This is a genomic window from Bacteroidota bacterium, from assembly GCA_030706565.1.
Taxonomy (GTDB): Bacteria; Bacteroidota; Bacteroidia; order Bacteroidales; family JAUZOH01; genus JAUZOH01.
Genome location: JAUZOH010000076.1, coordinates 1 through 13,270, shown reverse-complemented (window position 1 = coordinate 13,270; position 13,270 = coordinate 1). Strand labels below are relative to the sequence as shown.

The window sequence follows — 13,270 nt, the reverse complement described above, 5'->3', positions numbered from 1 at the left end:
GATGTCCAGTAAGGTTGCAGGAGAAAGGGTTGCACAGGTAAGGATGTATTCACTCAGGGCACCGTAAATGTCTGTTTCGCAAGCTATAGGAATGCCTTTGGCAGCAAAACGGGAATTGACATAGCAGGGGACAAATCCAAAAGATGTCTGGAAAGCAGGCCAGCATTTATTAGCAAATACGGCATATTCGCTAATGCCAAGGTTTGCATCCATGAAACGGGTGAGTGTCAGTTCGTACTGAGCAAGCTTTTCCAGGATACCGGGTTGTTTATTGCCGGCGCCCAGTTCTTTTTCCATATCTGCCATAATAGCAGGAATGGCTTTGTCGCCTTTGGCTTTATTGAACAATTCAAATAAATCGAGTTCGCTGTTTTCCATAATTTCAACGCCCAGGTCGTATAATGCTTTGATGGGTGCATTGCAGGCCAGGAAATCCTGCGGACGGGGACCGAATGAAAAAATCTTAAGTTTCTTTAATCCTACAATAATGCGGGCTGCAGGCACAAATTCGGCAATCATGGTGGCTACCTCGGATGGTACACCTACGGGATATTCGGGAATATGAACCTTAAGTTTTCTCAAAGCGATATTATAAGAAGCATTGAGCATGCCACAATATGCGTCACCACGGCCGTCAATCAGGTTATCGCCGCTTTCTTCGGCAGCAGCCACAAACATTACCGGACCACAGAATTTCTGTGCCAATAAGGTTTCAGGGCCTTCAGGGCCAAAGTTGCCAAGATAGACCACCAGGGCATTGACATTGTTCTTTTTTAATTCTTCAAGAGCCTTGGGAACATCACCCTCATATTGGATAATGGTTTGAATATCGGTAACAGCCAGGTTTTTCTTTTTACATTCGGCCACTACATTCTCTCTTCTTTTCTTTGAAAGTTCAATAGGAAAGCAATCACGACTGACTGCAACAATTCCTAATGTTATTTGAGGTACATTCTGCATGGTTGTGTTATTTAGTTTTAAATATGTTGGCAAGATAGTAATTTCTTTAAGATACAGGATTTTTTTTGAACTAGAAATTAAGTGGTTGATTATCCTTGTACTGTGCTGAAATAAAAAAGAGAGCCCTGAAAAGTCATTGACTTTTCAGGGCTCTCTTTTTTTCTTAGGTTTTAACAGGAACAAACCAGATTTCTGTCGCCATAAGCATCGTCAATACGGCTTACGGACGGCCAGAATTTTGATTCTTTAAGCGATTCGACCGGGAATGCTGCCTGCATACGGCTGTATGGATGCTCCCACTGATCTTTTGAAATTTCAGTAGCAGAATGAGGTGCATTTTTAAGTACATTGTCTTTGCTGTCTGCTTTTCCTTGCGCAATGGCTTCTATTTCATGGTAAATGGAAATCATTGCTTCCACAAAACGGTTGAGTTCATGTAAGGATTCACTTTCTGTTGGTTCAACCATTAAAGTTCCATGAACAGGGAACGAAAGGGTAGGAGCATGAAAGCCATAATCCATCAGACGTTTGGCAATATCAGTTTCTGTAATCCCTGATTTTTCTTTTAAGTCCCTGCACTCTAAAATCAACTCATGGCCAACTTTCCCTTTCTCCCCTGTATATAAAGTGGGGAAATAATCTTTCAGTTTGGCCGAAAGGTAATTGGCATTGAGAATTGCTACTTTCGAAGCTTTGGTCAGTCCGTTTCCTCCCATCATTTTGATATAGGCATGGGATATGGTCAGTACGCTTGCGCTTCCGTAAGGTGCGGAGGATACTGCTGTACATTCATCTTCATAAGAAAGTTTCCTGAAAGGATGTGAAGGCAGGAAAGGAACCAGCTCTTTTCTTACGCCAACAGGGCCTACTCCGGGGCCGCCGCCTCCATGAGGGATGGCAAATGTCTTGTGCAGGTTCAGGTGGCAGAGGTCTGCGCCTATACTTGCCGGACTTGTCAGGCCTACCTGTGCATTCATGTTTGCCCCGTCCATATAAACAAGGCCGCCATTTTGGTGAATGATGTCGACCATTTCTTTTATGCTTGCTTCAAAAACTCCATGTGTGGAGGGATAGGTAATCATGAACCCGGCCAGTTCTTTTTTGTTCGCTGTAGCCAGTTGTCTGAGTTTCTCTACGTCGATATTGCCTCTCTCATCACAATCAACGACTACTACCTTCATCCCTGCCATAGCAGCGCTGGCGGGGTTTGTTCCATGAGCGGAAGAGGGAATGAGGATCACATTTCTCTGCATGTCGCCTCTGGTTTGATGATATTTACGGATAATCATCATGCCTGTGTATTCGCCGGCAGCCCCACTGTTGGGTTGAAAAGTAAAGGCATCAAAACCTGTTATGGATTTCAGATCCTGTTCAAGTTCCCATATAAGTTGCTGGAAACCCTTGGTCTGATCGTCTGGTGCGAAAGGATGAATTTTCCCGAATTCAGGCCATGTCAATGCAAATATTTCCATGGCCCCGGTCAGTTTCATTGTACAGGAACCCAAAGGAATCATTCCTTCGGTAAGTGAAAAATCTTTATGCTCCAGACGTTTCAAATAACGCATCATTTCCAGTTCCCCATGATACTGTTTAAATACCGGCTGGGCAAGATACTGGCTTTTTCTGCTAAAACGGGCATCAAAATATTCTTTTTCAGGAAGTTTGGAGTATTTTAAAACCTTTTTGTTTTTAGCCAGAGAAAAAACCTTAAGAATAGCATTGACATCCTTAAGGGCATCGGTTTCGTCCAGGCTGATTTCAACGGTTTTGTAATCGATATAATAGTAGTTTTGTTTTCTGTCTTCAGCGATGCGCCTTATATCTGATGCATTCAGGTTTGAAGGGAGATTAATCTTCAGGGTGTCAAAAAAATCTGTGTTTTCCTGGTTATACCCTAAACTTTTCAACCCTTCGTTTAATAAACCGGTATAATAATGAATGTTTGAAGCAATTTTTCTCAATCCTTCAGCACCATGGTATACGGCATACATTGCAGCCATTGAAGCAAGCAGGGCCTGGGCAGTACAAATATTGGATGTTGCTTTTTCGCGCCGTATATGTTGTTCACGTGTTTGAAGGGACAACCTCAGGGCTTTATTGCCATGGGCATCAACAGATGCCCCGATTATCCTTCCCGGCATATAACGACGGTATTTATCAAGCGTGGCAAAATAAGCAGCATGAGGGCCTCCAAAGCCCACCGGAATGCCAAACCTTTGCGTAGAGCCAACCACTACATCGGCTCCCCATTCTCCCGGAGGAGTGAGAATGGTTAAACTTAATAAGTCTGCAGCTACAGAAACAGCAACGTTCTTACTGTGAGCTTTTGCTACAAAATCTTTATAATCGATTATTTTTCCGTCGGCAGTAGGATATTGTACGAAAGCTCCGAAGAAACGTTCATCAAAGGTTATTTCATCGAAATTTCCTGAAATCAATTCTATGCCCAGCGGGGCAGATCTGGTTTTTAAAACATCCAGGGTTTGTGGGAAAATATTTTCATCAACAAAAAACAAATTGGCCCCTTTCTTTTCCTGTTCCCGGCTGCGGGCATGAAAAAGCATAATCATGGATTCGGCTGCGGCGGTGCCTTCATCAAGCAGGGAGGCATTGGCTAATTCCATGCCGGTAAGTTCCATCACCATGGTCTGGAATATCAACAGGGCTTCAAGCCGGCCCTGGCTTATTTCTGCCTGATAGGGAGTATAAGAGGTGTACCAGGAGGGATTCTCGAGAATGTTACGCTGAATTACGGCCGGAGTTATGGTGTCGTAATACCCCAAGCCTATGTAGCTTTTGAAAATGATGTTTTTCGAGGCTATTTTCCTGATTTCCCTGGAATATTCGTACTCACTTATGCCCTCTGGCAGATTCAACGGCTTTTTTATCCTTATTGATGCCGGAATGGTTTGTTCAATCAGTTTGTCTAATGAACTATCCCCTGTTTCTTTCAACATCAGTTCAATTTCTTCGTCACTGGGGCCAATGTGGCGATCTACAAATTCATTATTTGGCATAAAATCAAATTTTTTGATTTAAAAAAACAAAAATATAAAGAAGACTAAGAGTAAAAAAGCATAAAAATCATTTTAACTGAAAATACTATCTTAAAAAAGTGTTTTGTTTGCGTTCATCAGCAATATTGCTTTCAGGGCCATGGCCGGGATAGACTTTGGTCAGGTCGGGGAGGATCATTAGTTTTTGTTTTATGCTATTAATCAGCGATTCATAGCTTCCTCCGTACAAGTCGGTTCTGCCTATGCTTCCTTTAAATAGAGCATCGCCGGTAAAGAGGATCCCCTCTTGTTTGTTATAATAAGCCAGGCTTCCCGGGCTATGTCCGGGAACATGAATTGCCGTAAAATTTGATTCTCCTATAGGGATGACCTCATTTTCTTCAATGAAAACAACATTTGCCGGCGGTTCTTCCATATTCAACCCCAAAAGAGAAGCCTGGTGCACAGCAAATTTTAAAAGTGTTGCCTCTGTAAGGTGAAGAAGGCAGGGGATATTGTAGGTACTGCAAACGAAACTGCTTCCCAGCAAATGATCAGCATGGGCATGGGTAATCAGTAATTTCGAAGGTTTTAGGTTCTGTTCAAGGATAAAAGAAGATAATTCTTCCTGTTCATCCTGGTCGCAGCATCCGGCATCGATAATCACACATTCCCCGGTTTCATCATAAACCAGATATGTGTTTTCCTGAATAGGATTAAAAACAAAACGTTTAATCTTTAGCATATCCCTGGGATTAAAATTTATTCATAAAAATCGTTTGAATTCGCCTTGCCTTTGAGCAAGGGAACAAAACTAAAGGTGCCATGTTCAGAAGTCCTGTACTCGGTTTCTGAAATTTTTTCAACCAGAGTCATTACCTGAGAGGAGGAATCACCCAAAGGAAGAACCATACGTCCTCCGACTTTAAGCTGGGGGAGCAAAGCTTTGGGTATTTCGGTTGCCCCGGCGGTAATCAGGATTTTGTCAAAAGGCGCATAGGAGGGCAATCCTTCGTTTCCATCGCCATAAAAGAAATTGGCAGGGTAACCCATTTGCATCAACAGGGTCTGTGCTTTTAGAAAAAGCTCCCTTTGCCTTTCAATGGTGTAAACTTTTGCACCCATTGCAAATAAAATAGCCGTTTGATAACCAGATCCCGTTCCTATTTCCAAAATTTTTTCATTGTCCTTGACTTCCAAAAGCTGGGTCTGAAAAGCCACCGTATAGGGTTGTGATATGGTTTGGCCTGCCCCAATGGGGAAAGCCCTGTCTTTATAAGCCAATTCAACGAATCCACTTTCCATGAAGGCATGACGCGGAACTTTATTCATCGCTTCCAACACTTTTTCATCTTTAATACCTTTCCCTCTAATCTCTTCAATAAGTTTAAGTCTCAATCCTTTATGTCTGAATGTGTCCTGCATCGTTTATATATTGTTTCTTCTGCAAAAGTAGCTTTATCAACAAATAAAGTTTATAAGTTAAAGGTAAAAAAATTATAGTTTTTTGTAAAAAAGCTTATGTTTGTACATATCTAATTTGAAATGATTCGGGTAGGCATAATTGGATGCGGTTATAGCGGTGGTTTACACTTAAAAATATTCCGCAAACTTGATAACGTAAAGATCGTAGGCTGTTATGATATAAATTTGTCTGAGGCTGAGACCTTCTCTCTCAAAGAGGGAGTAGAATTATATGATTCTATGGATGCTCTCCTCGATGCTATTGATGTGGTTGATATAGCTTCCATAGATAAGGATTATTATCCCATTGCCGTTACAGCTTTAAAAAAATCCAAACATCTTTTTATTCGGGCTTTTATTTCGGATAATTTATTTGAAGCTTCTGAATTGATTAAGTTAACGGCAGAGGCGCGGGTAATTATCCAGGTGGGGCAGACCAATCTCTTTGGCAATGCGCTGATTAAAGCCAAAGAATTTCTCAATGAACCCCGTTTAATAAATATTTACCACTATTATGGCTTGAATAAGCAAAAAGAAAATTCCTGCTGCCTTGAAAATATCATTCATGATGTTGATGTGATTCAAAACCTTGTTCATTCTGATGTGAGAAGTATTCATGCTACAGGTATCCCTGTGTTTGAGGATACTTCGGAAATCATGCAGATTCAGTTGGAATTCGGTAATGGTTGCCTGGTAACCCTTTTTATGAACCTGGTCTCAGAACTTCACAAATTCACTATAGATTGTTTTCAAAGTGAATACTTGGTTTTTACTGATATGCTGAATTCTACTATCTGTATAACAAGATATATTAAAGATAAAACTTCCAAAAAGGAAATCATCACTCTTAAAAAAGAAAACGAATTGTGCCGTTTAAAAAAAGAATTACTTTTATTTCTGAATGCAGTTAATTCAAATCAGAAATCACTTAAAACTATTGAAAACGCTTATTCTTCTTTGGAAATAGCTCAAAAAATCATTAAAAAAATAAATCTTTCTTATAAGTGAGTAAGAAAACTTTTATCACTTGTTGAAATAGATGAACGAAAAAAAACATATCATTCTTTTTTTGGTAGGAGATTATCTGGCTGCTTTGGCCAGTTGGACGCTATTTTACATATTTCGCAAGGTATATATAGAACCTGAAAAATTTGGATATAAAGTTCCGCTTATCTTTGGATCTCATTTCCTTTATGCCATTCTTGTGATTCCTTTCCTCTGGCTGCTTATTTATTACGTGTCGGGATTTTACAGGGGAATTTATAAAAAAACAGGCCTGGATAATTTTTTCAATACCTTCGTTTCCACTTTTATTGGGGTTATCATTATTTTTTTTACTCTTATCCTGGATGATACCATTTCATCCTACCGGTTTTATTATTTTTCGGCAGGGGGACTGTACTGCATACATTTTGCAGTGACTTTTATCCCGCGGCAACTGATTATTTCTTTTACTAATTGCAGGATAAAAAGGAATATAATTGGTTTTCCGGCATTAATTGCTGGTTGTGGCACTGAAGCCTTCAATCTTTATTCTCAAATAAAGGGGAAGAGTGATAACCTGATTGTGGGATATATAAAAACCCAGCCTCAGGCATTGGATGTACTTGCAGATCTATTACCCTGCCTGGGCAAAATTGATACTGCTTCGCAGATTGTCAGGGAATATAAGATCAAAGAAGTATTGATTGCTGTTGACCCTTCCGATTCTAAACTTGCAGAGAAGATAATCGGCGCATTCGATTATCCCGAAATTACAATAAAAATTATTCCTTCCCTCTATCAAAAGTTGAGGGGGAAGGTAAAACTAACTTATATTTTTGATTCCGAACTTATTCGAGTTATCTCTCAGATGATGCCGGTGTGGCAGGAAAACTTAAAAGGGCTTGTGGATATTGTTATTTCAGCAATAATGTTGTTGGCGCTTTCTCCCTTATGCCTTTTACTTGCTCTCGGAATCAAATGTACCTCGCCTGGATCTGTTATTTACAGTCATGAACGTATTGGCCGCTATGGTAAAGTTTTTAAAATCTACAAATTCAGGTCGATGTATGAAGATGCTGAAGAAAACGGCCCTGAACTTGCAACTAAAGAAGATAAACGGATAACTCCATTGGGACGGTTTATGCGGAAATTAAAGCTGGATGAAATACCAAATTTTTTCAATGTTTTAAAGGGAGATATGGCTATCGTTGGCCCCAGGCCTGAAAGAAAGTATTACATAGATCAGATTGTCCTGAGAGAACCTACCTATTTGCAATTGCTTAAAGTTAAACCCGGAATCACTTCACTGGGACAGGTTAAATTCGGCTATGCCGAAAATGTAGATGAAATGATCAGGCGCTTTAAGTATGATATTTTGTACATGGAAAACATGTCAATTTGGGTGGATATGAAAATTGTCATTTATACTTTTTTTACCATCCTTAAAGGCAAGGGAATTTAATTATTCCTGACTCAGTGGAAATTCCTTGATTGTGGAATAAATAGGCCCTGAATGAGTTAATTTGCTTTCATGTAAGACAATTTTACTTACTTTTAGTTCCTGGAAAGGTACATCCCGGTATTGTTCTATTAAGTTTTTTAAGGGTGAAATATCTTTGATATTCCTGATCCGGCCCAGGGTGAGATGAGGGGAAAATTTTTGCTGATCCTCCGGGAAACCATAATTTACAAGCATTTTACTCAATTTTTGCTGGATGGTTTTTAAATTTCCTGACTTGTCCTTAATTCCAATCCATAAAACCTTGGGATTGTTGATGTTCCCGAATATCCCTACGCCCTGTAAGCTGATTGAAAATTTTGATATGTTTCCTATTTCCCGGCTGATGTCAGTGATCAAATTGTTGATTATTTTGATATTTGTCTCTCCTAAAAAATAAAGGGTTAGGTGAAAATTGTCATCTTCAACCCATTTAATGGAGTCTCCTGCCAATGTTCTCCTGAAATTTCTGATCATGGCTTTTAAAGATACACTGCCGGCAATATCTATAGCAATAAAAATTCGTTTGTTTATTGTTTGCATAAAAAAGAAGTTTTAATAAATTTAACAAAAAAAATAATAAAATGGGTGATTTGAAAAAAGTTGCAGTAATATTAGGAGGTTGTGGGTTTTCGGATGGTTCTGAAATCCATGAAGCCACCCTTACTTTATTGACAATTGTTCAAAATGGCGGAGTTTATGAAATATTTGCCCCGGATATCGAACAATTCTGTGTTATGAATAACATAACCAAACAACCGATGAAGGAATCACGGAATGTACTGGTAGAATCGGCCAGAATCGCAAGGGGGAAAATCAGGCCTTTGAATAAGTTTAAGGCTGAAGATTTTGACGTGTTGATTATTCCGGGAGGAAGCGGTACTGCAAAAAATCTGTTTACCTATAAGATTGACGGGGTTAACTGCAAAGTAAACAAAGAAGTTTCCCATGCAATTTTAAGTATGGTTAAACTGAAGAAACCTGTGGGTGCCCTTTGTATAGGAGCTGTTTTGATGGCCCGGGTATTGGGGGATGTGGAAGTTACGGTAGGCCAGGATTTGTCAACTGCCATAGATATTGAGAAAATGGGTGCCACCAATATTCCTACACAGCATGGAGAGATTGCAATTGATGAACAACATAAAGTAGTGACAACCCCTTGCTACATGCTTGATTCCAATATCGCACAGATTTATGACGGGATTAATAACCTGGTCAAGGAACTATTCAAACTGGCCAGTTAAAGCTGGCCCTGGTCTATCATGATCAGAATTTCTTCAATTACCCTGTCTTCCCCATTGGGATCATAGGTGGATTTCAGGTTTGAACCGAAGATACGGGCAACCGCTTGCCATACAAAGGCTGAGAAAGATCCTTTCAGCTCTTTGACCAGGACAAATGTTGTGTTGCCGGTTTCCCTGTCAATCAGCTTAAAAAGCAGTTTGCCCTGAGATACAGTTAATTTGGTCAGTTCGTCTTCATACTGGGCTTTCATCGTATCTTCCACCTCTTTGATATATCTGTTCTTTTCCCTTCCATTTTTTATGGTGATAAAATGGTTGTTCATCTGGGCAAGTTTATTCTTTGCCAAAATGGCATAGGGGTAGACAATCTTAATGTTTTTGACCAGCCTCCAGTAATTATATTCCTCTAAAAAACTCCTGAATTTTTTTGTGGGGAATATATATACAGGTTCAATTTTCGATGAATAAAGAGTATCTCCATTAATAACCGTATATTCTACTGATGTGCTGTCGTCTAAAACTGTAGACTTAGTCTTTTGTGCATAAAGGCAACTGCATCCCAAAAAAACAATAAAAAAAGCAATAATTTTCCTCAACATCTTAATTTAAAACAGCTTTGACTATTTATGAAAAAACAACCAAAGTATATGAAACGAACATGTTTGCGAATAAACGCAAAACACGAATGAAAATAGCAAACATGGAGTTCCATACGACATTTTAAAATCAATTATTTTCGTATGAAAATGAACCTCAAAATTAGGTTTCATTTTCATAGTATGCAAAATTTATTGATGCTTAAATGATTTTATTCTAAATTTGAAATGAAAAAAAACTTTATGAATAAAATTATCAAAAAATACACCAACGGTGAAATTACTGTTGTTTGGCAGCCCCATTTATGCAATCATTCGGGGATTTGCTTTACCCAGTTGTTGAATGTTTTTAATCCCCGGAGGCGGCCATGGGTGGATATGACCGCAGCTTCCACTCAGGATATTATCAAAACTGTTGATGATTGTCCTACAATGGCTTTGTCCTATTCCTGGAATGATCAAACTAAAAACCAGAAATCGGAAAATGATAGAAATACTCAACCGCAGACAACTGAAATAAGGTACTTGAAAGGCGGCCCGTTAATGGTTCAGGGTAATTTCGATTTAGTAGACTGTCGCGGCATAAAACTTGACCATGGGACAATCATATCCATCTGCCGTTGCGGCGCCTCAAAGAATATGCCTTATTGCGACGGTTCTCACAATAAAATCAACTTTGATCAATAAATTTCAGCACTTTCAAAGTGGATTTGAAACAAAAATGCTGGCGGCAGTAACAAAATTATGATACACCAGCCAGCAATTTTTATGCTCAATTGTGAAATTTACGTCAACTATTGATTGCTTAGGCAAGAACTTTTGAAACCAAATCAGCTGCTTCCTGCAGGGTAATAGCTGAAGATACCTTCAATCCGCTTTGGTCGATCAGCTTTTTCCCTTCAACGGCATTGGTTCCTTGTAAACGCACAATTACCGGTACTTTGATGTCCCCGATTTTTTGATATGCATCGACCACACCTTGTGCTACACGGTCGCAACGGACAATACCTCCAAATATATTGATCAGGATAGCTTTGACATTGGGGTCTTTTAAAATGATCCGGAACCCTGCTTCAACTGTTTCTGCATTTGCAGTACCGCCTACATCAAGGAAATTCGCAGGATCACCCTTTGAGAGTTTGATGATATCCATGGTAGCCATTGCCAGGCCGGCTCCGTTAACCATGCAGCCTACATTTCCATCCAGTTTGATGAAGTTCAGGTGGTATTTGCCTGCTTCTACTTCAGCCGGATTTTCTTCTGTGGTATCTCTCATTCCGGCATAATCCGGGTGACGGTATAAAGCATTGTCATCCAGGTTTACTTTACAATCGGCTGCCAGGACCTTATCATCCGAAGTTTTAAAAACCGGATTGATTTCAAATAAGGAAGCATCGCTCTTTTCATAAGCATTGTAAAGGCCGGCAGCAAATTTTGCCATATCCTTGAAGGCTTTCCCGCTCAATCCCAGGTTAAAGGCAATTTTCCTGGCCTGGAAAGGTTGTATGCCGACTTTAGGATCAATTTCTTCTTTGAAAATAAGTTCGGGGGTATTGGCTGCAACTGTTTCAATGTCCATGCCGCCTTCGGTGGAGTACATGATGATATTATGGCTGCTGTCGCGGTTAAGCAGTACGCTCATGTAAAATTCTTTTACCTGACTTTCACCCGGATAGTATATACTTTGCTCAATCAGTACTTTATGAACGATTTTTCCTTCAGGGCCTGTTTGGTGGGTTACCAGGCGCATTCCTAGGATGGCCTTGGCATATTGGCCAACTTCATCAATGGATTTTGCGATTTTTACGCCGCCTCCTTTTCCTCTGCCGCCGGCATGTATTTGGGCTTTCACAGCCCAGGTGTCGCAACCGGTTTTTTCCTGAATTTGCTTGGCGGCTTCTATTGCAGCTTCGGGGGTGTCAACTACTATTCCCTCGGGAACAGCAACCCCTAATTTTCTAAGAATAGATTTTCCTTGATATTCGTGAAGATTCATTTCATTTATTTTTAAATATCAATTAATTTTAGCGCCGCTAAAGTATTTATTTTTTTTCAATATTTCCCTATTTTTTGACTTTTCAATGCTGCCTGATTTATGAAAAAACTCAAAAACAGCGAATTAAACAGGATTTCCGTGGATGAATTCAAAACGGCCATTAAAACGCCGTTTGTACTGGTCCTTGATAATGTGCGCAGCCTCAATAATGTGGGTTCCGCGTTCCGGACAAGCGATGCTTTCCGGGTCGAGGCCATATATTTGTGCGGCATCACAGGAAAGCCTCCCAGTAACGAAATCCATAAAACGGCTTTGGGTGCGGAAGATTCGGTAAAGTGGAATTATTTTCCCTCCACGCTTGAGGCTATCCGGGAGTTGAAGAAAAATAATTACCGCATCATTTCTGTCGAACAGGCTGAAGGTAGTGTCTCTTTGGAGAAATTTAAGATTGAACCAGATGTGAAATATGCTCTGGTCTTTGGAAATGAGGTAAAAGGGGTTGATCAGAATATCGTGGATGAAAGTGATCTTTGCCTTGAAATACCTCAATTTGGGACCAAACATTCTTTTAATATCTCGGTCAGCGTGGGCATTGTACTTTGGGATTTATTTAAAAAATACCATTTCCCTGAATAAACAAAATCCTTTTTAGGATTTGTCCTTTAAAAAACGCCCTGCAAGACCGACAATCCATCCTCTGCAGATAAAACGGAGGACAAAAACAATCAAACGGTTGGTATTGCCGTAAATTCCAAGCCTTTTGCCTTTCATCATGAGAGTATAGCCGTATTGGGCAACTTGCCGGGGTTGTGACTGGCTTAAGCCTGAAAATGCAAATGAATTGTTGATTCCTGCCCTTTTTTTGAAATTGGTTTCTGTCGGGCCGGGACAAAGTGCAGAAACACTTACTCCTGAACCTTTCAATTCCTGATGGACGGCTTCTGAAAGTGAAAGAACAAATGATTTTGTGGCTGAATAGGCAGCCATGTAAGGCCCCGGTTGGAAAGCAGCAGTGGATGCTATATTTAGAATCCTGCCCCTGCCGTTTTGCTTCATCTCCCTGGCATAGACTTTCGTGAAATAAGCCAGGGCGACCATATTCAGATTCAGCATGTTCAATTCTGACTCCCACGGCAAATCGGTATAATTACCGCTTGTACCAAAACCGGCATTGTTAACCAGATAATCAATTCTAATCCCTTTGTCCGCCAGGTCTTTATAAATATCTTCCGCATTTTGAAGACTACTCAGATCCCTGTCATATATCCTGACTTCGATTCCTTTTTGGGAAAGATTGTCTGCAATCTCAAGCAAACGGTCTTTTCTTCTTGCTACCAAAACAAGGTTTATTTTATGGCTGGCAAAAATTTTAGCCAGTTCAAGTCCAATGCCGTTTGAAGCACCGGTAATTAAAGCTGTTTCCATTACATTCTTATTTTCTGGTGACGGATCGTTTTGTGCCGTCTTAGTATAAAGTATTTAAAGCAAATATAAAATGTTTTTAACTATCTGGTTTTTATTTTTCCTTGAAG

The 13,270-nt window shown here is 39.9% G+C and carries 13 protein-coding genes; 5 read left to right on the top strand and 8 right to left on the bottom strand.

What is annotated here, in order from left to right; all coding sequences use genetic code 11:
- The 4 genes from Q8907_05975 to Q8907_05960 form a co-directional block, all read right to left on the bottom strand.
- Positions 1-960, bottom strand: a 960-nt coding sequence (locus Q8907_05975; GenBank protein ID MDP4273815.1) for a fucose isomerase, incomplete at its 3' end; no start/stop codon positions are given.
- Positions 961-1,130: 170 nt separating this feature from the next.
- The gene (gene gcvP, locus Q8907_05970) at positions 1,131-3,977 is read right to left on the bottom strand and encodes an aminomethyl-transferring glycine dehydrogenase (GenBank protein MDP4273814.1); all 2,847 of its coding nucleotides are present in this window, start codon (positions 3,975-3,977) and stop codon (positions 1,131-1,133) included.
- Positions 3,978-4,062: 85 nt separating this feature from the next.
- A complete protein-coding gene (locus Q8907_05965) occupies positions 4,063-4,701 on the bottom strand; it encodes an MBL fold metallo-hydrolase (GenBank protein ID MDP4273813.1) in 639 nt (212 codons plus the stop codon).
- 17 nt (positions 4,702-4,718) lie between these two features.
- On the bottom strand, positions 4,719-5,381 hold the full coding sequence (locus Q8907_05960) for a protein-L-isoaspartate(D-aspartate) O-methyltransferase (GenBank protein MDP4273812.1): 663 nt from the start codon (positions 5,379-5,381) through the stop codon (positions 4,719-4,721).
- Positions 5,382-5,501: 120 nt separating this feature from the next.
- On the opposite strand from Q8907_05960, the gene Q8907_05955 reads away from it, so the two are divergent.
- Together Q8907_05955 and Q8907_05950 are read left to right on the top strand one after the other, a co-directional pair.
- A complete protein-coding gene (locus Q8907_05955) occupies positions 5,502-6,428 on the top strand; it encodes a Gfo/Idh/MocA family oxidoreductase (protein MDP4273811.1) in 927 nt (308 codons plus the stop codon).
- Between the two features lie 31 nt (positions 6,429-6,459).
- On the top strand, positions 6,460-7,866 hold the full coding sequence (locus Q8907_05950; GenBank protein MDP4273810.1) for a sugar transferase: 1,407 nt from the start codon (positions 6,460-6,462) through the stop codon (positions 7,864-7,866).
- On the opposite strand, the gene thpR is transcribed toward Q8907_05950, so the two are convergent.
- Complete coding sequence (gene thpR / locus Q8907_05945; protein MDP4273809.1) at positions 7,867-8,445, bottom strand: RNA 2',3'-cyclic phosphodiesterase; 579 nt, start codon at positions 8,443-8,445, stop codon at positions 7,867-7,869.
- Between the two features lie 41 nt (positions 8,446-8,486).
- On the opposite strand from thpR, the gene elbB reads away from it, so the two are divergent.
- Complete coding sequence (gene elbB / locus Q8907_05940; protein ID MDP4273808.1) at positions 8,487-9,146, top strand: isoprenoid biosynthesis glyoxalase ElbB; 660 nt, start codon at positions 8,487-8,489, stop codon at positions 9,144-9,146.
- Here elbB and Q8907_05935 read toward each other — a convergent pair.
- Complete coding sequence (locus tag Q8907_05935) at positions 9,143-9,745, bottom strand: DUF4294 domain-containing protein (GenBank protein MDP4273807.1); 603 nt, start codon at positions 9,743-9,745, stop codon at positions 9,143-9,145. The two genes, elbB and Q8907_05935, sit on opposite strands and share 4 nt — an antisense overlap.
- Before the next feature lie 240 nt (positions 9,746-9,985).
- Between Q8907_05935 and Q8907_05930 the strand changes: the two genes are divergently transcribed.
- On the top strand, positions 9,986-10,429 hold the full coding sequence (locus Q8907_05930) for a (4Fe-4S)-binding protein (protein MDP4273806.1): 444 nt from the start codon (positions 9,986-9,988) through the stop codon (positions 10,427-10,429).
- Positions 10,430-10,547: 118 nt separating this feature from the next.
- Here Q8907_05930 and sucC read toward each other — a convergent pair whose 3' ends face one another.
- Positions 10,548-11,738, bottom strand: a complete 1,191-nt coding sequence (gene sucC / locus Q8907_05925) for an ADP-forming succinate--CoA ligase subunit beta (GenBank protein ID MDP4273805.1) — start codon at positions 11,736-11,738, stop codon at positions 10,548-10,550.
- Between the two features lie 99 nt (positions 11,739-11,837).
- On the opposite strand from sucC, the gene Q8907_05920 reads away from it, so the two are divergent.
- The gene (locus tag Q8907_05920; protein ID MDP4273804.1) at positions 11,838-12,374 is read left to right on the top strand and encodes an RNA methyltransferase; all 537 of its coding nucleotides are present in this window, start codon (positions 11,838-11,840) and stop codon (positions 12,372-12,374) included.
- 12 nt (positions 12,375-12,386) lie between these two features.
- On the opposite strand, the gene Q8907_05915 is transcribed toward Q8907_05920, so the two are convergent.
- On the bottom strand, positions 12,387-13,163 hold the full coding sequence (locus tag Q8907_05915; GenBank protein ID MDP4273803.1) for an SDR family oxidoreductase: 777 nt from the start codon (positions 13,161-13,163) through the stop codon (positions 12,387-12,389).
- Between the last annotated feature and the right edge of the window lie 107 nt (positions 13,164-13,270).

Bases quoted from the DNA above. Each gene is read 5' to 3' on its own strand.
- gcvP (MDP4273814.1), bottom strand. From the start codon at position 3,977: ATGCCAAATAATGAATTTGTAGATCGCCACATTGGCCCCAGTGACGAA.
- Q8907_05965 (MDP4273813.1), bottom strand. From the start codon at position 4,701: ATGCTAAAGATTAAACGTTTTGTTTTTAATCCTATTCAGGAAAACACA.
- Q8907_05960 (MDP4273812.1), bottom strand. From the start codon at position 5,381: ATGCAGGACACATTCAGACATAAAGGATTGAGACTTAAACTTATTGAA.
- Q8907_05955 (MDP4273811.1), top strand. From the start codon at position 5,502: ATGATTCGGGTAGGCATAATTGGATGCGGTTATAGCGGTGGTTTACAC.
- Q8907_05950 (MDP4273810.1), top strand. From the start codon at position 6,460: ATGAACGAAAAAAAACATATCATTCTTTTTTTGGTAGGAGATTATCTG.
- thpR (MDP4273809.1), bottom strand. From the start codon at position 8,445: ATGCAAACAATAAACAAACGAATTTTTATTGCTATAGATATTGCCGGC.
- elbB (MDP4273808.1), top strand. From the start codon at position 8,487: ATGGGTGATTTGAAAAAAGTTGCAGTAATATTAGGAGGTTGTGGGTTT.
- Q8907_05935 (MDP4273807.1), bottom strand. From the start codon at position 9,745: ATGTTGAGGAAAATTATTGCTTTTTTTATTGTTTTTTTGGGATGCAGT.
- Q8907_05930 (MDP4273806.1), top strand. From the start codon at position 9,986: ATGAATAAAATTATCAAAAAATACACCAACGGTGAAATTACTGTTGTT.
- sucC (MDP4273805.1), bottom strand. From the start codon at position 11,738: ATGAATCTTCACGAATATCAAGGAAAATCTATTCTTAGAAAATTAGGG.
- Q8907_05920 (MDP4273804.1), top strand. From the start codon at position 11,838: ATGAAAAAACTCAAAAACAGCGAATTAAACAGGATTTCCGTGGATGAA.
- Q8907_05915 (MDP4273803.1), bottom strand. From the start codon at position 13,163: ATGGAAACAGCTTTAATTACCGGTGCTTCAAACGGCATTGGACTTGAA.